Here is a 19,017-nt window from a genome sequence, read left to right as displayed (position 1 = left end):
CGCGCCGCCGCTCTGCCGTCCCGTCCCGGCCCGCCGCCCGGCCCGGCGGTCGGCCCATCGCCCGGCCCGCCGGTTGGCCCGCCGCCCGGCTCGCCGGTCGGCCCATCGCCCGGCCCGCCGCCCGCCCCGCTGTCCGGCCCGCCGGTCGCCGAGATGCAGCTCAGCGGGCCGTGGAGATCGACAGCTCCCGCTGAGCTGCATCTCGACGACCCTCGGATGTCGCGATGCGGGTCAGGGCTGTGCGCACGTGCGCCGGGGCAGCCCTCGGCTGCATCGCGGCGCGGTCGAGTCGTATCAGCACTCCTTGCTCAAAGTATCTTGATAAAGGTATGTTGACTTCTGTGCCGAAGGAGCCCTACACCCTCACCGACCCCGCGCGGCTGCGCGCGCTGTCCCATCCGCTGCGGGTGGAGCTGCTGGAGGTGGTCGGGCTCGAACGGACCGCGACGGCCACCCGGTGCGCCGAGCTCACCGGCGAGAGCGTGGCCAGCTGCGCGTACCACCTGGGGATCCTCGCCAAGTACGGCTTCGTCGAGCCGGCCGAGGGCGGCCGCGGCCGGGAGAAGCCCTGGAAGCTCGTCCGCTACGGCCAGTCCTGGGGCGTCGAGGACGGCATGGAGCCGGAGACCGCGATGGCGGCGGAGACGCTGTCGGAGGTCTACGTCGACCGGGTCGCCGAGAAGATGAAGCGGTGGTTCCGGCGCGCCGGGGCCGAGGCACCCGAGTGGCGTGAGGGTGCCGGGTTCTCGGCGGGCTCCACCTGGATGACCGCTGAGGAGCTCGGCGCGCTGCACGACGAGCTGATCGCCGTCTCGCGACGGTTCGAGCAGCGGCAGCACGACCCGTCGGTCCGTCCGCCGGGGGCACGTCCGGTCGAGTTCTTCTTCGGCACGTGGCTCCCGCGACCGCCGCACGAGATCACCCCGTCCGAACCGCCGGGAGGCGGGTCGTGATCGAGGACCACTGGGCCCGGCTCGCGCGGGCGCGGATGGCGGACCTGCACCGCGAGGCCGAGGCTCACCGTCTCGGTCGCGGCCGCCCCCGTCCGCGGGTGCGGGACTCCCTGCACTCCGCCTACGCCCGTCTGTGGTGGGCCGTCCGCCCGCGTGCCGGGACCTGGGCCCCACGGCTGCTGCAGCACTGACGCCCCGGTCCACGGGACGCCCGTCGACCGGCACCGCCGGCGCCGACCCGCCGAGATGCAGCTCAGCGGGAGTTGTGGATCTCCCCAGCCCGCTGAGCTGCATCTCGGTGTCCGGAATGCGTCGAGATGCAGCTCAGGGTCCGTGCGGGGGGCCGGACATGACGACGCCCGGGCCGGTGACCCGGCCCGGGCGTCGTGACGTGCTGCTACGCGACGATCAGACGTCGTAGCGGTCGGCCATCATGACCTTGTCCCAGGCGGCGACGAAGTCGCGGACGAACTTCTCCTTCGCGTCGTCGGAGGCGTAGACCTCGGCGACGGCGCGCAGCTCGGAGTTCGACCCGAAGACCAGGTCGGCGCGGGTGCCGGTCCACTTGACGTTCCCGGAGGCGTCGACGGCCTCGAAGGAGTCGTCGTCGCCGGCCACCGAGCGCCACTGGACGTCGCCGGCCAGCAGGTTGGTGAAGAAGTCGTTGGACAGCGTGCCGACCCGGTCGGTGAACACGCCGGCCGTCGACCCGCCGGTGTTGGCGCCCAGCACGCGCAGGCCGCCGACCAGCACGGTCATCTCCGGGGCGGAGACGCCGAGCAGGTTCGCGCGGTCGACGAGCAGGAACTCGCCGGGCAGGGTGTGGCCCTTGCCGCGGTAGTTGCGGAAGCCGTCGGCGGTGGGCTCCAGGTAGGAGAACGACTCGACGTCGGTCTTCTCCTGGGTGGCGTCGGTCCGGCCCGGGACGAACGGCACGGTGATGTCGTGCCCGCCGTCCTTGGCGGCCTTCTCCAGGGCGGCGGCACCGGCCAGCACGACGAGGTCGGCGAAGGAGATCTTCTTGCCGCCGGTCAGGGAGCCGTTGATCTCGGACTGGAGCGACTCCAGCGCCGAGACGACCTGGCGCAGCGTGTCGGGGTCGTTGACCTCCCACTGCAGCTGCGGCTCCAGGCGGATGCGGCCGCCGTTGGCGCCACCGCGCTTGTCGGACTGGCGGAACGACGAGGCCGCGGCCCAGGCGGTCTTGATCAGGTCGGTGACCGACAGGCCGGACTCCAGGACCTTCGCCTTGATCGACGCGACGTCGTCGGCGTCCACCAGCGGGTGGTCGACGGCCGGGACCGGGTCCTGCCACAGGAGCTCCTCCTGCGGCACCCAGGCGCCGATGTAGCGCTCCTTCGGGCCCATGTCGCGGTGGGTCAGCTTGTACCAGGCGCGACGGTAGGTGTCCTCGAACTCGGACGGGTTGTCCAGCCAGCGACGGGTGATCTCGCCGTAGACCGGGTCCACGCGCAGCGCGACGTCGGTGACCAGCATCCGCGGCTTGCGGTTCGGGTAGCCGGGCTCGGGGTCCGGGATGACCTCCGGGCCGTCCTTGGCGACGAACTGCCTGGCGCCGGCCGGCGACTCCTCCAGCTCCCACTCGTAGGCGTAGAGGTGCTTGAGGTAGTCGTGGCTCCACCGGTTCGGGGTGCGGGTCCAGATGACCTCGAGCCCGGATGTGATGGCGTCGCGGCCCTTGCCCTTGCCGTAGTTCTGCTTCCAGCCCAGGCCCTGCTCGGTGATGTCGGCGGCCTCCGGCTCGGGGCCGACGTTGCCGTTCTCGTCGGGGTTGGCGGCACCGTGGGTCTTGCCGAGGGTGTGGCCGCCGACGATCAGCGCCGCGGTCTCCTCGTCGTTCATCGCCATCCGGCCGAAGGTCTCGCGGATGTCGCGCGCGGCGGCGATCGGGTCACCGCTGGCGTCCGGGCCCTCCGGGTTGACGTAGATCAGGCCCATGTGCGACGCGCCGAGCGGCTTCTCCAGCTCGCGGTGGGCGAAGTCCTTGCTGCCGCCGTAGCGCGCCTCGTTGCCCAGCCAGACGTTCTCCGAGCCCCAGTACACGTCCTCGTCGGGCTCCCACACGTCGGCGCGGCCGCCGGCGAAGCCGAACATCGGGAAGCCGGAGATCTCGTGCGCGCGGTTGCCCGCGAAGACCATCAGGTCGGCCCAGGAGACCTTGCGGCCCCACTTCTGCTTGACCGGCCAGAGCAGCCGGCGGGCCTTGTCCAGGTTGCCGTTGTCCGGCCAGCTGTTCAGCGGGGCGAAGCGCTGCATGCCGGCGCCCGCGCCGCCGCGGCCGTCGTAGGTCCGGTAGGTGCCCGCGGAGTGCCAGGCCATCCGGATGAAGAACCCGGCGTAGCTGCCGTGGTCGGCCGGCCACCAGTCCTGCGAGGTGGTGATGACGGCGTCGACGTCGCGCGCGAGCTCGTCGAGGTCGACGGTCGCGAACTCCTTCGCGTAGTCGAAGTCCGGCTCCATCGGGTCCGACGCGGGAGCGTGCTTGCGGAGGATCTTCAGGTTGAGCTGGTTGGGCCACCAGCTCTGGTTGCCGCCACCCTCGGTGGGGTGCGCGATGCGACCGGCGGCGACGGGGCAACCGCCGTCCTGCTCGCGGTTCATCTCGCTCTCGACGGTGGGGTGCTCGTCAGACACGGGACATCCTCTCGGGATCAGTGGATGAGCAGTCGGGGCACCGTCCCCAGTAGACGACCTCGGCCTCGTCGATCACGAAGCCGCTGTCGTCGGAGGCGGTGAGACAGGGTGCGGAGCCGACGGCGCAGTCGACGTCGGCGATGGCGCCACAGGATCGGCAGACCACGTGGTGGTGGTTGTCGCCGACCCGCGCCTCGTACCGCGCGACGGAGCCGGTGGGCTGGATCCGTCGGACCAGCCCTGAGGAGTGCAGCGCACGCAGCACGTCGTAGACGGCCTGGTGCGACACCTCCCCGAGGTCCTCCCGCACGACACGGATGATCGACTCCGTGTCCGCGTGCTGGTGGGAGTGGACCGCCTGCAGCACGGCCAGGCGAGGACGCGTCACGCGCAGCGACGCTCCACGCAACATGCCCTCGTAGTCCGATGCGTTCGACACGGCGGCGAGCCTGCCCGCTTTTCTTGAGTCAGTCAAGTTTCGGCGTGTCTCAGTATGAGACCGGCGCCACATCACCTGGAACGGTGGCCGGAGGTCCTTCTCGACGATCTTGCCGGTCGGGCTGCGAGGGGGCCCCGACAGGGCGTCGACGGTCGTCGGACATGTGAACGACGCGCGGTGGGCGCGCGCATGAACCGGCAGGTCCTCGGGGTCGATGCGGGCGCCGGGGGAGGGTGCGACGCAGGCCTTCGGCGCCTCGCCCCGGCGGTCGTCGGGCGCCCCGATGACGGCGACGTCGCCGACGCCGGCCGGGCGTCCGTGTCATCACGATCCGCGCGCCCCGGGCCGGCGCGACGAACGCGTCGCTGGTCCCGTCGACGTGGAACAGCGGCATCGCGCCCTGTGTGACGTCGGACGGGGCCCGGGCGTCAGTGGCAGGCGGCGGGGAAGGCGGGCCGCAGGTCGAGGGGGTTGATGTAGTCGCGGTAGCGCGCGACCAGATCGCCGTCGAAGGTGACCACCGCGACGTAGGAGATCGCGGCCGGGGTCCCGTCGGCGAAGTGGCCGGTCGAGGACCACTCGGCGGTCAGGGTGTCGCCGCCCTCGTGGATCCGCAGGTCGTGCATCCCGCCGTCGAGGGTCAGGAGATCGGGCACGGTGCGCATCCAGGCCTCGATGGCCTCCCGGCCCTCGACGCGTGTGGGCATCCCCTCCGGGGCGAACGGGAACTCGTGCACGGCGTCCTCGCGGTACATGGCCATGAACGTCTCGACGTCCTCCCGGTGGAAGGCCTCGAGGCCGGTGGTCAGCAGTCGGACCCGGTCGCCGGTGGACGTGGACATCGCATCCCTCCGTTCCTTCGACGGAACGGTGCCGTTCCGTTTTGGTGTCCGAGGCTGGGTCGACGACCGACGGAACGCAAGCGTTCCGTCGGCGGCTAGGATGTCGGCGTGACGCTCCGACGAACCACCGGCGGCGGATCGGTGCTGCGCCCCCGTGTCACCGAGGCGATCGTGTCCGCGGCCTTCGCCGAGCTGGCCGCGTCCGGGTACGCCCGCCTGTCGATGGAGGCGGTCGCCCGGCGTGCGGGTGTGGGCAAGGCGGCGCTCTACCGCCGCTGGTCGTCGAAGGAGCAGATGCTGGCCGACCTGGTCCGCCAGGCCGTCGCCGACACCTTGCCGCCCGCCCCGGCGACCGGGGCGTTCCGCAGCGACCTGCGTGAGCTGCTCGGTGCCCTGCGCGACCAGGTGGCCACCCCGGTGGTGGCGGCGGTGGTCCCGACGCTGCTCGCCGAGCTCCGCCACACCCCGGCGCTGGCCGAGGTGCTGCAGACGGACGTGGCCGGTCCGCGGCGGGAGGTCGGCGTGCAGATGCTCCGCGCGGCGATCGCGCGGGGGGACCTGCCGCCGTCGGTGGACGTCGATCTCGCGGTCGACCTCCTGATCGCCCCGCTGCTGTTCCGGGTGCTGGTCACGGGGGCGGCGTGCGACGACCCGTACCTGGACACGCTCGCCGCGGCCGTCGAGGCGGCGGTCCGCGCCACCGTGTAGCGGTCGGGGCCCCGACGGCCACGGTCCGGTCGGTCCCGCGCCGCCCGGAACGGTGCGGGGCCCGCCTCCCGCCGCGATCCCGGGCTGGGCGAGGATTGGCGGCAGGCGATGCCCCGGTGCGAACCCCGGGGCGCGACGCGAGACGGACGGAGACCGGAGTGCAGGAGACCGCGTCCACGGACCCGGCGACGGCGGCCGGGAGCGGGCGGATCGTCGTCGAGGGGCTCGGCAAGAGGTTCGGCCCGGTCGAGGCCGTGCACGACCTGTCGTTCACCGTCGAGCCCGGCTCGGTGACCGGGTTCCTCGGGCCCAACGGCTCGGGCAAGACGACGACGCTGCGGATGATCCTCGGCCTGGTCGTGCCCAGCACCGGGCGCGCGCTCGTCGACGGGGTGCCGTTCTCCGCGCTGGTCTCGCCCGGCCGCGTCGTCGGCGCGGTGCTGGAGGTGCAGGGGGTGCATCCGCGACGCACCGCCCGCGCACACCTGCGCGCCGCGGCCGCCGCGATCGGCGTGCCCGACACCCGGGTCGACGAGGTGCTCACCCTGGTGGGCCTGGCCGCCGCCGCGGACCGCTCGGCGGGTGGGTTCTCGCTCGGCATGAACCAGCGGCTGGCCCTGGCGGTGGCACTGCTCGGCGACCCGCGCATCCTCGTGCTCGACGAGCCGGGCAACGGCCTGGACCCCGACGGCATCGCCTGGCTGCGCTCGTTCCTGCAGGCCTTCGCCGCGTCGGGGCGCAGCGTGCTCGTCTCCTCCCACCAGCTGGCCGAGATGGAGCTGACCGCGCAGCGGCTGGTCGTCATCGACCGTGGTGCCTGCCGCTTCGACGGCACCGTCGCCGAGCTGCGCGCCGGCCACGGCTCGCGCGTGCTCGTGCGCGCCGCGGACCCGGCCCGGCTGGCCGAGGCGCTCGCCACGGACGGGATCACCGAGATCGACCGCGTCGACGACGGCGTGCTGGCCGTCGGCGGGGCCGACGCGGTCCGCGTCGGGGACCTGGCGCTCGCCGCGGGCGTCGCCGTGTACGGGATGAGCGAGGAGCGGGCCGGGCTGGAACAGATGTTCCTGCGCCTGCTCGCCGGGGAGGAGCAGCGCTGATGGCGACCGTGAGCCTCGACCGCTTCCGCGCGGTGCTGACCGCGGAGGTCCGCAAGACCCTGTCCACCCGGGTGTGGTGGCTGCTGTTCCTCCCGGTGCTGCTGCTCGCGCTGGCCCAGAGCCTGCTCGGCAGCATCCTGCAGCTGCTCGTGCCGCAGGCCACCGAGACCTCCTCGATCCTGATGCTCGCGGGCCTGGCGTCGGCCCTGACCATGACCGCGATCGTCGGCGCCGCCTTCGGGACCCTGCTGGGCACCGGCGACTTCCGGCACCGCACGGTCACGCTGGCCTACCTGACCGGGTCCCGGGGCCAGGTGCTCGCGGCCAAGGCGGTGATCGCCGCCGTCGTCGCCGGGCTGTACGCACTGGCCCTCGTCGTGGTCGGCCCGCTGCTCGGCGGTGCGACGCTCGGCGGCCAGCAGCTCCCCGACCTCGGCCGGCTCGCCGGGCTGGGCGCGATCGGGATCCTGGTGTGCGCGCTGTGGGGGGTGCTCGGCGTCGCCGTCGGGACCCTGGTCACCAACCAGGCCGGGGCGCTCGCGCTCACCGTCGGCTACCTGCTGATCGGGGAGAACCTGATCGCCGGGGCGCTGCGCGCGGGCGACGGGTCCTCGCTCGGCGACCCGTCGGTGTTCGCCCGGCTGACCCCGTTCCTGCCCGGCAACGCCTGTGACCTCGCGGTCTGGGAGCCGGTCGTGAGCTCGGCGGGGCTGGGCGCGCAGTCCCGGTTCGTCCTGGAGTTCCTGGCCGGGGTCAGCGCCCCGCCGCCCGGCTGGGTCGGGCTGCTGGTCCTGGCGGCCTGGACGGCCGCAGGGATCGCGCTGGCCGCCGTCGTCGGGGCACGGCGGGACATCACCTGAGCAGTGCCGCTGCGCGTCCCGTCGATCAGTGCATGAGCGTTGTCCGCCCAGCTACCGGCAGCGCTCATGTACTGATCGACAGCGGAGCGCCGGGTCCGTGGGGGTGGTGCGGAGGAGCTGCCGCCGTCGACGGTGGATGCCCCGTATCGGGCGGCGTCGACGGGCCGGTTGTCGGGGGTCGGGCATAGCCTGGCGACGTGCCCACTCCCCACCCCTCCGCAGGCCCCGGCTGGATCCGCAGACTGGCCGCGGCCTGCATGCGGCACCGCCGCGTCACGGTCGGTGCGCTGGTCGCGTCCATGCTCGGCGTCGGGCTGGAGGCGATCGGCCCGCTGCTGATCCGCGAGGGCGTGAACGGCGCGATCGGCGGGGACACCGGCGTGCTCGCGCCGGTCGTCGGTGGGCTCCTGGTGCTGGGCGTGCTGAAGTTCGTCGGCGCGTTCGTGCGCCGCTACCTCGGCGGCAAGATGGCGCTGAACGTGCAGCACGACCTGCGGCGCGCGGTGTTCGGCGCGGTGCAGCGGATGGACGGGGTCCGCCAGGACCGGCTGCGCACCGGCCAGGTCGCCTCGCGGGCCATCTCCGACCTGCAGCTGGTGCAGGGCTTCCTGTCGATGGTTCCGCTGTCGGCGGGCACCGTCGTGCTGGTGGTCGTCGCGGTCGTCGCGATGCTGTACCTGTCTCCGTTGCTCACGGTGGTCGCGCTGGTCCTGCTGCCGCTGGCGTTCCTGGCCACCAACAGCATCCGGCGCAGGCTGTTCCCGGCCACCTGGTCCGCGCAGCAGCGGGCCGCCGAGATCGCCCAGCAGGTCGAGGAGACCGTCACCGGCGTGCGCGTGGTGAAGGGCTTCGGGCAGGAGGCCCGCGAGACCGCCACGCTGGAGGGCCGGGCCCGCCGGCTCTACGGCGAGCGGTTGCGGGCCGCCGGGCTGACCGCGCGGCTCAACCCGATGCTGCTGGCGCTGCCCGGCCTGGGGCAGGTCGCGGTGATCGGCATCGGTGGCTGGATGGCCGCCCGGGGCACGATCGACCTCGGCACGTTCCTGGCGTTCACCACCTACGTCGGCATGCTCGTCGGGCCCGCCCGGCTGATCGGCGCGCTCGTGGTCACCGCGCAGCTGACCCGGGCCGGCGCCGAGCGCGTCTTCGAGATCGTCGACTCCGCACCGGGGATCGTGGACCCGGAACGTCCGGCCTCGCTCCCCGAGGGCCCCCTGACCGTCGAGCTGGAGGACGTCCGGTTCGGCTACGAGCCCGCGGGCTCCGGCCCGGACGGCCACGCCGCCCCCGACCCGGTCCTGGACGGGCTCTCCCTGCGCGTCGAGCCCGGTGAGACCCTCGCCCTGGTCGGCCCGCCCGGCTCGGGCAAGTCGACGGTGGCGCTGCTGCTGCCCCGGTTCTACGACCCGCAGGCCGGGCGTCTCGCGATCGGCGGGGTGGACCTGCGCGACCTGCGGCTGCACGACCTGCGCGCCGAGCTGGGGGTGGTGTTCGAGGAGGCGTTCCTGTTCTCCGACACCATCCGCAACAACATCGCCTATGGCCGCCCCGACGCCGACGAGGACGAGATCCGCGCCGCCGCCGAGGCGGCGCAGGTCGCGTCGTTCGTCGAGGACCTGCCCGACGGCTACGACACCGAGGTCGGCGAGCGCGGCCTGACCCTGTCCGGTGGCCAGCGACAGCGGATCGCACTGGCCCGGGCGATGCTCACCCGGCCGCGGGTGCTCGTGCTCGACGACGCGACCTCCGCGGTCGACACCGCCACCGAGGCCGCGATCCACGAGACCCTGCACGAGCTGACCGCCGAGCGGACCACGCTGCTGGTCGCGCACCGCCGGTCCACCCTGGCGCTGGCCGACCGGATCGCGGTCCTGGACAAGGGGCAGGTGGTCGACACCGGCACCGAGGACGAGCTGCGCAGCCGGTGCGCGCTGTTCCGGGAGCTGCTGGCCACCGGCCCCGCCGACGAGCTGGGCGGCGGCACCCGCGCGGCCACCGTCGCCCCGGTCGGCGACGAGCCCGCGGACGACACCGGCGGGGCGGGCGCCGGCGAGACGATGGCGGCGTTCGAGGCAGCCGTCCCGGCCGTCACCCCGGAGCTGTGGCCGCGGGTCAGCGTCGAGCAGGACCCGGACCGGGCCCTGACCCGCGGCGGCGGAGGCGGCGCGGCCGGGTGGGCGGGCGGGATCAGCGCGACCCCCGAGCTGCTCGAGTCCGTCGCGAAGCTGCCCCCGGTGACCGAGACGCCCCGGCTGCACGGCGACGACGACCCGACGGCCCCCGACCCCGCGTTCCGGCTGTCCTCGCTGCTGCGGCCGGTGCGCTGGCTGCTGGTGCTCGGCGTCGCGCTGATGACCGTGGACGCGCTGGCGACCCTGGCCCTGCCGAGCATCGCCCGGATCGCCGTCGACGACGGCATCGCCGACGGCGCCACTCGGGTCCTGCTGCTGGCGGCGCTGGCCGGGCTGCTGATCGTCGTGCTGGACGCGGTGGTCGTCGGGTTCCAGACGCTGGTCACCGCCCGGGCCGGGGAGAGCCTGCTCTACCTGCTGCGGCTGCGCAGCTACGCGCACCTGCAGCGGCTCGGCCTCGACTTCTACGAGCGGGAGCTGTCCGGCCGGATCATGACCCGGATGACCACCGACGTGGACGCGCTGTCCACGTTCCTGCAGACCGGGCTGGCGCAGGCCGTCGTCAGCCTCCTGACGATCGGCGGGGTCGCGACCGCCCTGGTGCTCACCGACCCGGAGCTCGCGCTGTACGCGCTGGGCTGGCTGCTGCCGCTGCTCGCGGTCGGCACCGTGGTGTTCCGCCGGTTCTCCTCCCGCGCCTACGCCGAGGCCCGCGAGCGGGTCAGCGTGGTCAACGCCGACCTGCAGGAGAACGTGTCCGGGGTCCGCATCGCGCAGGCCTACGTCCGCGAGGAGCTGAGCTACGACCGCTTCGGCGAGCGGTCCGACGCCTACCGTCGGTCGCGGCTGCGCGCGCAGCGCTACATCGCCACCTACTTCCCGTTCGTGGGGTTGCTGTCCGACATCGCGACGGCGGTGGTGCTGTTCGTCGGCGGCACCCGGATCGTCGGCGGGGACATCACCCCGGGTGTGCTCACCGCGTTCCTGCTGTACCTGACCCTGTTCTTCGGCCCGGTGCAGCAGCTGTCGCAGGTGTTCGACGGCTACCAGCAGGCCCGGGTCGGCCTGAACCGGATCTCGGAGCTGCTGCGCACGCCCACCTCGGTCCCGGACGAGCCGCAGCGGCCGGTGCCGGTGCCGTCGCGGCTGCGCGGCGAGGTCGAGCTCGACCACGTGACGTTCCGCTACCCGGGGGTCGACGCCCCCGCCCTCGACGACGTGTCGCTGCGCGTCGGTGCGGGTGAGACCGTCGCGCTGGTGGGCGCGACCGGCGCCGGGAAGTCGACGCTGATCAAGCTGATCGCCCGGTTCTACGACACCGGCGAGGGCCAGGTCCGCGTCGACGGCGTCGACGTGCGCCGCTTCCCGCTGGCCGGGTACCGGTCCCGGCTCGGGGTGGTCCCGCAGGAGGCGCACCTGTTCACCGGTGACGTCGCCTCCAACATCGCCTACGGCCGCCCGGACGCCCCGCCGGAGCGGATCGAGGCCGCGGCCCGCGCGGTCGGGGCGCTGGGCCTGGTGCGGTCGCTGCCCCAGGGGTTCCACACCCCCGTCGGCGAGCGGGGGCAGGGCCTGTCGGCGGGACAGCGGCAGCTCGTCGCGCTCGCGAGGGCCGAGCTGGTCGACCCGGACGTGCTGATCTTCGACGAGGCGACCGCGGCGCTGGACCCGGCCACCGAGGCCACCGTGCTGGCGGCGGGGGAGCGGGTGGCGTCGCGGCGGACCGCGTTCGTCGTCGCCCACCGGCTGCAGACCGCCCGGCGGTCGGACCGGATCGTGGTGCTGTCCGGCGGCCGGATCGCCGAGGAGGGCACCCACGACGAGCTGGTCCGCGCGGGCGGTCGGTATGCGGCCCTGTGGCGCGCGGGGGAGCTGGAGCCGGAGCCGGACAGCCCGCTGGCCGCACGGACCTGACCCGGGTCGGCCGGGTCACCGGGTCGACCGGGCCGGGTCAGTCCCGCAGGTGCTCGGCCCGCGCGGCGACGGCGGCGCGGCGCGGGTCGTCCCGGTCGAGCAGGTCCAGCAGCAGCTCGTGCGCCTCCAGGTCGTCGGTCCCCAGCGGGTGCACGACGAAGCGGTGCAGGAGCGCGACGTCGTCCGAGGCGAGCACCGCGTGCCGCAGCCCGACCAGCAGCTCGTCACGCAGCTCGCGCACGGCGGGCGCGTCGGAACGGGGCAGCAGCTCGCCGTGGCAGGAGTCGAGCGCCTCGGACACCCGGCCGTCCCGCAGCGCGTCCCGGACCCGCAGGAAGTCGGCCTGGGGCCCGGTCGCGAGCCGGTACGGACGGGTGAGCAGCAGCTCCGCCCCCAGCGACGACCGCAGGCGGTGGATCTCGCCGCGCAGGGTGGTCGGGTTGCCGTCCTCGCCGTAGAGCATCAGGGTCAGCTGCTCGCCGGAGAGCCCGTCGGGGTGCAGCGCCAGCGCCGTGAGGATCTCGGCCGGGCGCAGGGTGGCCGCGAACTCCTCGCCGTCGAGGGTGACGCGCGGCCCGCCCCCGCCGGTGAAGCGCAGCTCCAGCGGGCGTGCCGTCTCGGGCGGCACCGCCGCGACCACACGCCCGCGCCGTCGCGACGGCGGCACCAGCAGGTAGCCCTCGGCAAGCTTCTCGACGGCCATCTCCCGGCCGTCGCCGAGCTGCACCCGGTCGACGCCGTCGTCGAGCCGGATCCGCTCGGGGAACAGGCCGTAGGGCTCGCTGGCGATGACCCGGCCGCTCGGGGACAGCAGGGCGCCCTCGGAGCCGCGCAACGCCGTCAGGTGGGGCATGTTCTTGACCCGCAGCCGCTCGTCGGCGATCGCCAGCCGCACCCGCAGCTGGTTCTCCGCGAGGTGCGCGGTCGCCGTCACCAGCTGCACCAGCGCGGGGTGCACGGTGTGCAGCGGGCCGGAGATGTCGATGGCGCCGATGGTGTCGCCGGTGTCCGGGTCGTGCACGGGAGCCGCGACGCAGGTCCAGTCGTGGTAGGTCCGCACGAGGTGCTCGGCGGAGTGGATCCGGACCGGCTGGTCGACGGCCAGCGCGGTCCCCATCGCGTTGGTGCCGATGGTCTCCTCGGCCCAGCGGGTGCCCTCGACGAGCCCGACGTCGTCGGCGGAGCGCAGCAGGCCGTGTGCGCCGTCGCGCCACAGGACGGTGCCGTCGGCGTCGGTCACGAGCATCACGTGCATCGCCTCGTCGGCGATGCTCACGAGCGTGGAGCGGAGCAGCGGCATCACCGCGTGCAGCGGGTGGCCGGTCCGGACCTCCTTCAGCTCGTCGGCGAGGTAGACGAGCGGGGGGAGCCTGCCCTCCGGGTCGACGTGCGCGGCCAGGCTGCGCTGCCAGGAGTCGGACACGACCGGTCGCGGTGCGCCGGCCGAGCCGCCGGCGCCGAGCCCGTCGTCGTAGATGCGCCGCAGGCGGTTCGCGTCGGCCACCAGCTCGTCGGGGGAGGTGCCGCCCTCGGCTCCGCTCACGTCGCCTCCCGCCACGGCCGGGGCACACCCGGTGCCCTGCTCCCACGTGATGCCCCGCGCCGGCGCGGGTCGATCCGTCCCGGCGTTCGTCCCCCGGGGTGGCGAGCATACCCGCTGTTCGGGGGCCCGACCTCCATACGACCGGGCCGGGATGCGACGTCGCCGGATCGCGCGCAACGTGGGGGCAACGTGGCGCTCCTTACGGTTTGCCGCATCGGGACGCCGGGTGGTGCCCGGCGATGACGCAACAGACCCACCGGAGGACAGCGATGACGCTCGAAGCCGTTCGTGAGGCCACCGATCTGCGTGCCGGCCGCGGGGCCGACGGCGCGGATGTGATCCGCCGCGCGGCCCGGGTACTCGTCGTCGACTCCGAGCCGGTCGTCCGGCACGGGCTGCGGGCACTGCTGACCGCCGAACCCGACCTGGCCCCGGCCGGCGAGGCCGCCTCCCCGCGCGACGCCCTGATGGCCGCCGAGCGGACCCGCCCCGACGTGATCGTCGTCGACATCGAGTTCGCCCGCGACGAGCGGCCCGGCCTGGACCTGGTGCGTGCGCTGATGGAGCGCTGCCGCGGGGTGAAGATCCTCGTGCTGACCGGCTGCCGGGACCGCGACGCGATGATGCGCACCGTGCGTCTGGGGGTGCACGGCTACCTGCGCAAGGGTGCCGACACCGCCGAGATCGTGCGGGCGCTGCGCACGGTCCTGCGCGGTGAGGGCGTCTTCGACCCGGGCACCGCGAGCGCCGGCCCGCTGCAGGTGCTGCGGGACACCGACCCGGCGCCGTCGCCCGCGCCGGACCTCTGCAAGACCTCGCTGCTGACCGACCGCGAGAACCAGGTGCTGCGGCTGCTCGCCGTCGGCCTGTCCAACCGCGAGATCGGGACCCGGCTGCGGATCTCCGAGGCGACCGTGAAGTTCCACGTGCGGAACCTTCGCGACAAGCTCGAGGTCCGGCGCCGCACCGAGATCGTCTACACCGCCGCCCGCCAGGGCATCGTCTGATCCCGCCGGGCCGGGGCGGAGGACACGTACCCGCCCCGGCCCGTGCCCCTGCTCCACGGAGTGACACGACCGGCGCGGTCACCCATCGGGTGGCCGTGCCGGTCGCGTCGCGTGGTCGACGTCATCCCATCCGGGGATGCGTTCACCCGGCGGCCACCTTCTCCTCACCTCACGGGAGAACAGGGGTGTTGGGATGCGGAGGAAAGGGACGGTTCCGAACGGACCGGACCGCACCGCGCCATCCCACCACGACCCCAGGAGGACGACCGTGGCTCACACCTGCCCCGGCGACGCCCCCCAGGCCGGCCCCCGCCGTGCCCTCCCGCTCCTCGACCGCATGCGGCACGACCGCCAGGGACTCACCTGCCGCTACCGGTGCGGCGACGCCTGCTCCCGGCCCGAGCCCAACCCGTCGTCGAACGCCTACTTCGGCGACGTCATGCAGGCCGTGCTCGACCGGCGCGGGATGCTCCGCGCCGGTGCGGTGATCGGCCTGGGCGCCGGGGCCGGTGTGGCGCTGGCCGGCACGGCCTCCGCGGCGGAGCCCGCCCCGGCCGCGCCTGCCCATCCGCTCGGTGCCGACGTGGCCGCGGGGCGGCAGGCCCGGCCCCCGCGCGGGCTGCAGTACGAGACCGTCGCGCCGAACCTCGACGACGCGATCCGCGTGCCGACCGACTACGCGAGCAACGTCGTGATCCGCTGGGGCGACCCGATGTTCCCGGACGCGCCGGAGTTCGACTTCGAGAAGCAGACCGCCGCGGCGCAGGCCCGCCAGTTCGGCTACAACAACGACTTCTGCGGCATCCTGCCGATCGACGGCCCCGGTCGCCGCTACGTCATGTTCTCCAACCACGAGTACACCCTCGAGCCGCTGATGTTCCGCGGCTACGACGAGGACGCCCCCACCCCCGAGCAGATCCGGATCGGGATCGCCGCGCACGGCGGCGGCGTCGTCGAGGTGACCCGCGACCTGCGCACCGGCGAGCTGCGCTACGACCGCAACGGGAAACTCAACCGGCGGATCACCGCCGACACCGAGATGGTGCTCGACGGCCCGGCCGCCGGTGCCGAGGTGCTGCGCACCAAGGCCGACCCGACCGGACGCAGCGTCAAGGGCATGATCGGCAACTGCGCCGGCGGCACCACCCCGTGGGGCACCTTCCTGTCCGGCGAGGAGAACTTCGACGGCTACTTCGCCTCCGGCCCGGTCACCGACGAGCGCGCGAAGCGCTACGGGATCTCCGAGGGCAGCTCGTCGCGCAAGTGGGAGCGCGTCGACCCGCGCTGGGACCTCGCGCAGGAGCCGAACGAGGCCAACCGGTTCGGCTACATCGTCGAGATCGATCCGCACGACCCGCGTTCGAAACCGGTCAAGCACACCGCGCTCGGCCGCTTCAAGCACGAGGGCGCCACCGTCGCCCTCACCCGCGACGGCCGCCCCGTCGTCTACATGGGCGACGACGAGCGCTTCGACTACGTCTACAAGTTCGTGTCGGACAAGCGGATGCGTCGCGGCAACAGCCGGGCCGCCCGCGAGCACAACGCCACCCTGCTGTCCTCGGGCACGCTCTACGTCGCGACCTTCACCGGGGACAGCCCGGCCGCGGAGATCACCGGCACCGGGGCGCTGCCGCGCGACGGCCGCTTCGACGGCTCCGGGCAGTGGAAGCCGCTGGCGTCGACCACGAAGTCCTACGTGGACGGCATGAGCGTCGCCGACGTCTTCGTGTTCACCCGGCTCGCCGCGGACAAGGTCGGCGCGACGAAGATGGACCGTCCGGAGGACGTGGAGCCCAACCCGCGCACCGGGAAGGTCTACATCGCCTGCACCAACAACTCCGACCGCGGCAAGGCGGGTGCCAAGGCCGGTCCGGACGAGGCGAACCCGCGCAACGCGAACAAGCACGGCCACGTCATCGAGCTGACCGAGACGCGCGACGACCCGGCGGCGACGACGTTCGCCTGGAACATCCTGCTGGTCTGCGGGGACCCCGACGACCCGTCGACCTACTTCGGCGGGTTCGACAAGTCCCAGGTCAGCCCGATCACCTCGCCGGACAACGTGGCGTTCGACCCCTACGGCAACCTCTGGGTCTCGACCGACTCCACCCAGGCGCTGAAGATCAACGACGGCCTCTACGGCGTCGTGCTGGAGGGGCCGCAGCGCGGCTCGACCCGGCTGTTCGCCAGCGTCCCGGTCGGCTCGGAGTGCTGCGGGCCGGTCGTCACCGAGAACTTCGTGCTCGTGTCGGTGCAGCACCCGGGCGACCTCGACGGGGCCTCCCCGGAGAAGCCCGCCTCGCACTGGCCCGACGGCGGCGCCGCGCAGCCGCGCCCGGCCGTCGCCGCGATCCGGCACCTGAAGGGCGGCCGCCCGGCGAAGATCGGCGTCTGACACCCGGCGCCACCCGGTCCGCGCTCCGCGCGGACCGGGTGGCGCTGGGTCAGGCGCAGCGGCCGAGGTCCGGCTCGCCGGACCCGGCGCGCTCGTCGAACGAGATGTGCACGTGGTCGTAGTGGTTCGCGGTGTCGCCGCCGCGGTCCTCCATCGTCGACCACCCGGAGCCGTCGTTCATGCGCTGCTCCCAGATGACGTACTTCACGCCGAGCTCGTCGGCGTTGGCCAGTGCGCAGTCGGCGATGCGGTCGCCCTTCTGCCCGCGCACCATGATGTCCAGCGCGTGCCCGGTGGGGTGGTCGGAGGCGTTCGCCCGCTGCGCGACGCCGATCAGGTCGGTCTCGCCGTAGGCGCAGCCGAGGAACTCCGCGGCGTCGGAGACCCACTCCTTCACCCGGCCCAGATCGCCGAGGTCGAGCCCGCACGACGGGTCGTTCAGCCCGCGCGCGGCGAGTTCCGCAGCGGCCTTGGCCCGTTCGGCGGCCTCCTGCACCAGGGCCTGGGCCTTGCGGGCCGCGGCGAGGCTCGCGTCGGCGGGCGGGTCGAGCAGGCCCGCGTCGCGGACGATCTCGGCGCCGAGGACCGGGGTGTCCCGCGCTGCGGCCGCGGCCTCGGCGAACGGTGCGCCGGGGCCGTCGGACACCTCCTGCGCGGCCAGGCGCAGGTCGGCCCGGGTCGGCCCGAGGTCGAGCCCGGTCACGGGCGTGACGACGGCGAGCGTGCCGCTCGCGACGGCGGCCGCGGTGGCGACGTGACGCAGGCCGGGCCGTGGCCCGGCCTGCGCCCGATGTCGGTGTCGGGGCACTTCCTGGTGCGGCGGCACGGTCTCTCCTCCGGCACGCGGACCGGCCGGGCTGCGGGGGAGCGTCGGGATCGGGGGATCCCGGCCCGTCGGGGGATACCGGACCGCGTGTTCAGTGACCGGACGGTAGCGAATGTCCCGCGATGTCCGATCTTCACGGTCCGTTCGTGGCGGCGACCGCACCCGGCCGTGCGGCGAGTGGCACGCACCGGATGCACCGGACGTCTTTACCCGACCGGACGTTCGGTGCAAAAGTAGCGCGTCCGGGACACCGTCGTCCCGGGGCAGGGGAGGACGCATGACCGAGCAGCAGGCCGCGCCCGGCACGGGCCCGACGAGTGCCGCCGACACGACCGGCTCCGCGCCCGCGCAGGTGCGCCGGGTCGCCGCGACGAGCGCGATCGGCACGACGATCGAGTGGTACGACTTCTTCATCTACGCCACGGCCGCGGCCCTGGTGTTCAACAGCCAGTTCTTCAGCACGATGTCCGCGGCCTCGGGCACCCTGGCCGCGTTCGCGACCCTCGGCGTCGGCCTGGTGGCACGTCCGCTCGGCGGCATCGTGTGGGGGCACTTCGGTGACCGTCTCGGCCGCAAGAAGATGCTGGTCCTCTCGCTGCTGCTGATGGGTGTGGCCACCGTCGGGGTCGGCCTGCTGCCCACCTACGGCCAGATCGGCGTCGCGGCGCCGGTGCTGCTCGTCGTGCTGCGGCTGCTGCAGGGTCTCTCGGCGGGCGGTGAGTGGGGCGGCGCCGCGCTCATGGCGGTCGAGCACGCCCCGCCCGGACGGCGCGGGCGCTACGGCTCGTTCCCGCAGATCGGGGTGCCCGCCGGGCTGATCCTGGCCCAGCTGGTGTTCCTCGTCGTGTCCAACCTGACCACCCCAGAGCAGTTCGCCGCGTGGGGCTGGCGGATCCCGTTCCTGCTGTCGATCCTGCTGGTCGTCGTCGGGCTCGTGATCCGGATGCGGGTCGAGGAGAGCCCGGTGTTCGCGCTGCTGCGGACCCACCGCGGCCGCAGCCGGGCCCCGATCCTGGAGGTGTTCCGGCAGCGGCCGCGCGAGCTGGTGCTGGCCTCGGTCAGCTTCGTCGCCAACAACGCGATCGGCTACATCTTCCTGGCCTACCTGCTCTCCTACGGCACCCAGGTGCTGGCGGTCCCGCGGAACACCATGATCGTCGTCGTGATCATCGGCTCGCTGAGCTGGCTGGTCAGCATCGTCGCCGGAGCGGTCTGGTCGGACCGGGTCGGCCGCAAGCGTGCCTACCTGGCGGGCTCGGTGCTGCTCGTGGTGTGGCCGGTGCCGTTCTTCCTGCTGCTCGACACCACCGGGTTCGCCGCGATGGTCGTCGCGGTCGTCGTCCTCACGGTGGGGCTGGGGCTGTCCTACGGCCCGCAGTCCGCGTTGTTCGCGGAGATGTTCGAGGCCCGCTTCCGCTACAGCGGCGCGTCCTTCTCCTACGCCGTCGGCGCGGTGCTGGGCGGCGGGTTCGCGCCGCTGATCGCCGCCGCGCTGCAGCAGGGCTTCGGGACGTCGATGGCGGTCGCGGCCTACATGGTCGTCGTCGCGGTCATCTCGCTGGTCGCGGTGCTGCTCATCCGCGAGACGCACCGCCCGGACGCACCCGCCCGGCTCTCCTGACGACGACGGCGCCCCGGACGCG

14 protein-coding genes and 1 pseudogene are annotated in these 19,017 nt (G+C 73.7%); 9 read left to right on the top strand and 6 right to left on the bottom strand.

The window, feature by feature from the left end; genetic code table 11:
* Nucleotides 1-329: 329 nt before the first annotated feature.
* Both Ae717Ps2_RS21770 and Ae717Ps2_RS21765 read left to right on the top strand, forming a co-directional pair.
* Nucleotides 330-953: a helix-turn-helix domain-containing protein gene (locus Ae717Ps2_RS21770; protein ID WP_139318939.1), complete on the top strand. Its 624-nt coding sequence runs from the start codon at nucleotides 330-332 to the stop codon at nucleotides 951-953.
* Entirely contained in the window at nucleotides 950-1,144 is a 195-nt protein-coding gene (locus tag Ae717Ps2_RS21765; RefSeq protein WP_020623821.1) for a hypothetical protein, read from the top strand. The genes Ae717Ps2_RS21770 and Ae717Ps2_RS21765 overlap by 4 nt, the downstream gene beginning before the upstream one ends.
* Nucleotides 1,145-1,361: 217 nt before the next feature.
* On the opposite strand, the gene katG is transcribed toward Ae717Ps2_RS21765, so the two are convergent.
* The 4 genes and pseudogenes from katG to Ae717Ps2_RS21745 form a co-directional block, all read right to left on the bottom strand.
* On the bottom strand, nucleotides 1,362-3,608 hold the full coding sequence (gene katG, locus Ae717Ps2_RS21760; protein ID WP_020623822.1) for a catalase/peroxidase HPI: 2,247 nt from the start codon (nucleotides 3,606-3,608) through the stop codon (nucleotides 1,362-1,364).
* Entirely contained in the window at nucleotides 3,601-4,020 is a 420-nt protein-coding gene (locus Ae717Ps2_RS21755) for a Fur family transcriptional regulator (RefSeq protein WP_043278241.1), read from the bottom strand. Before Ae717Ps2_RS21755 ends, katG begins: the two co-directional genes overlap by 8 nt.
* Nucleotides 4,021-4,167: 147 nt before the next feature.
* Nucleotides 4,168-4,341: pseudogene (locus tag Ae717Ps2_RS39280) on the bottom strand (long-chain fatty acid--CoA ligase); the annotation flags it as partial.
* 134 nt (nucleotides 4,342-4,475) lie between these two features.
* A complete protein-coding gene (locus Ae717Ps2_RS21745; RefSeq protein WP_083702464.1) occupies nucleotides 4,476-4,889 on the bottom strand; it encodes a nuclear transport factor 2 family protein in 414 nt (137 codons plus the stop codon).
* Between the two features lie 108 nt (nucleotides 4,890-4,997).
* On the opposite strand from Ae717Ps2_RS21745, the gene Ae717Ps2_RS21740 reads away from it, so the two are divergent.
* From Ae717Ps2_RS21740 to Ae717Ps2_RS21725, 4 genes are all read left to right on the top strand, one after another.
* Entirely contained in the window at nucleotides 4,998-5,597 is a 600-nt protein-coding gene (locus Ae717Ps2_RS21740) for a TetR/AcrR family transcriptional regulator (protein ID WP_075310420.1), read from the top strand.
* A 158-nt stretch (nucleotides 5,598-5,755) separates the two neighbouring features.
* On the top strand, nucleotides 5,756-6,697 hold the full coding sequence (locus tag Ae717Ps2_RS21735; RefSeq protein ID WP_075310422.1) for an ATP-binding cassette domain-containing protein: 942 nt from the start codon (nucleotides 5,756-5,758) through the stop codon (nucleotides 6,695-6,697).
* Nucleotides 6,697-7,557, top strand: a complete 861-nt coding sequence (locus Ae717Ps2_RS21730) for a hypothetical protein (protein WP_075333839.1) — start codon at nucleotides 6,697-6,699, stop codon at nucleotides 7,555-7,557. The genes Ae717Ps2_RS21735 and Ae717Ps2_RS21730 overlap by 1 nt, the downstream gene beginning before the upstream one ends.
* Before the next feature lie 257 nt (nucleotides 7,558-7,814).
* Nucleotides 7,815-11,603 (top strand): ABC transporter ATP-binding protein, encoded by a 3,789-nt coding sequence (locus Ae717Ps2_RS21725; RefSeq protein WP_083702463.1) that lies wholly within the window; start codon nucleotides 7,815-7,817, stop codon nucleotides 11,601-11,603.
* 37 nt (nucleotides 11,604-11,640) lie between these two features.
* On the opposite strand, the gene Ae717Ps2_RS21720 is transcribed toward Ae717Ps2_RS21725, so the two are convergent.
* Entirely contained in the window at nucleotides 11,641-13,146 is a 1,506-nt protein-coding gene (locus tag Ae717Ps2_RS21720) for a helix-turn-helix domain-containing protein (protein ID WP_020625397.1), read from the bottom strand.
* Between the two features lie 269 nt (nucleotides 13,147-13,415).
* Here Ae717Ps2_RS21720 and Ae717Ps2_RS21715 point away from each other — a divergent pair, with 269 nt between their 5' ends.
* Together Ae717Ps2_RS21715 and Ae717Ps2_RS21710 are read left to right on the top strand one after the other, a co-directional pair.
* Complete coding sequence (locus tag Ae717Ps2_RS21715; protein WP_083695250.1) at nucleotides 13,416-14,153, top strand: response regulator transcription factor; 738 nt, start codon at nucleotides 13,416-13,418, stop codon at nucleotides 14,151-14,153.
* Between the two features lie 337 nt (nucleotides 14,154-14,490).
* The gene (locus Ae717Ps2_RS21710; RefSeq protein WP_075312844.1) at nucleotides 14,491-16,548 is read left to right on the top strand and encodes a PhoX family phosphatase; all 2,058 of its coding nucleotides are present in this window, start codon (nucleotides 14,491-14,493) and stop codon (nucleotides 16,546-16,548) included.
* A gap of 49 nt (nucleotides 16,549-16,597) precedes the next feature.
* Here Ae717Ps2_RS21710 and Ae717Ps2_RS39275 read toward each other — a convergent pair whose 3' ends face one another.
* Nucleotides 16,598-17,374 (bottom strand): hypothetical protein, encoded by a 777-nt coding sequence (locus Ae717Ps2_RS39275; protein ID WP_233147653.1) that lies wholly within the window; start codon nucleotides 17,372-17,374, stop codon nucleotides 16,598-16,600.
* A gap of 277 nt (nucleotides 17,375-17,651) precedes the next feature.
* Between Ae717Ps2_RS39275 and Ae717Ps2_RS21700 the strand changes: the two genes are divergently transcribed.
* Nucleotides 17,652-18,995, top strand: a complete 1,344-nt coding sequence (locus Ae717Ps2_RS21700; protein WP_233147652.1) for an MFS transporter — start codon at nucleotides 17,652-17,654, stop codon at nucleotides 18,993-18,995.
* The last annotated feature ends 22 nt before the right edge of the window (nucleotides 18,996-19,017 follow it).

It is taken from the genome of Pseudonocardia sp. Ae717_Ps2, assembly GCF_001932475.1.
Classification (GTDB): domain Bacteria; phylum Actinomycetota; class Actinomycetes; order Mycobacteriales; family Pseudonocardiaceae; genus Pseudonocardia.
This window is presented reverse-complemented; position numbering and strand designations above follow the sequence as displayed.

Bases quoted from the DNA above. Each gene is read 5' to 3' on its own strand.
- Ae717Ps2_RS21770 (WP_139318939.1), top strand. From the start codon at position 330: ATGTTGACTTCTGTGCCGAAGGAGCCCTACACCCTCACCGACCCCGCG.
- Ae717Ps2_RS21755 (WP_043278241.1), bottom strand. From the start codon at position 4,020: ATGTTGCGTGGAGCGTCGCTGCGCGTGACGCGTCCTCGCCTGGCCGTG.
- Ae717Ps2_RS21745 (WP_083702464.1), bottom strand. From the start codon at position 4,889: ATGTCCACGTCCACCGGCGACCGGGTCCGACTGCTGACCACCGGCCTC.
- Ae717Ps2_RS21730 (WP_075333839.1), top strand. From the start codon at position 6,697: ATGGCGACCGTGAGCCTCGACCGCTTCCGCGCGGTGCTGACCGCGGAG.
- Ae717Ps2_RS21725 (WP_083702463.1), top strand. From the start codon at position 7,815: ATGCGGCACCGCCGCGTCACGGTCGGTGCGCTGGTCGCGTCCATGCTC.
- Ae717Ps2_RS21715 (WP_083695250.1), top strand. From the start codon at position 13,416: ATGACGCTCGAAGCCGTTCGTGAGGCCACCGATCTGCGTGCCGGCCGC.
- Ae717Ps2_RS21710 (WP_075312844.1), top strand. From the start codon at position 14,491: ATGCGGCACGACCGCCAGGGACTCACCTGCCGCTACCGGTGCGGCGAC.
- Ae717Ps2_RS21700 (WP_233147652.1), top strand. From the start codon at position 17,652: ATGACCGAGCAGCAGGCCGCGCCCGGCACGGGCCCGACGAGTGCCGCC.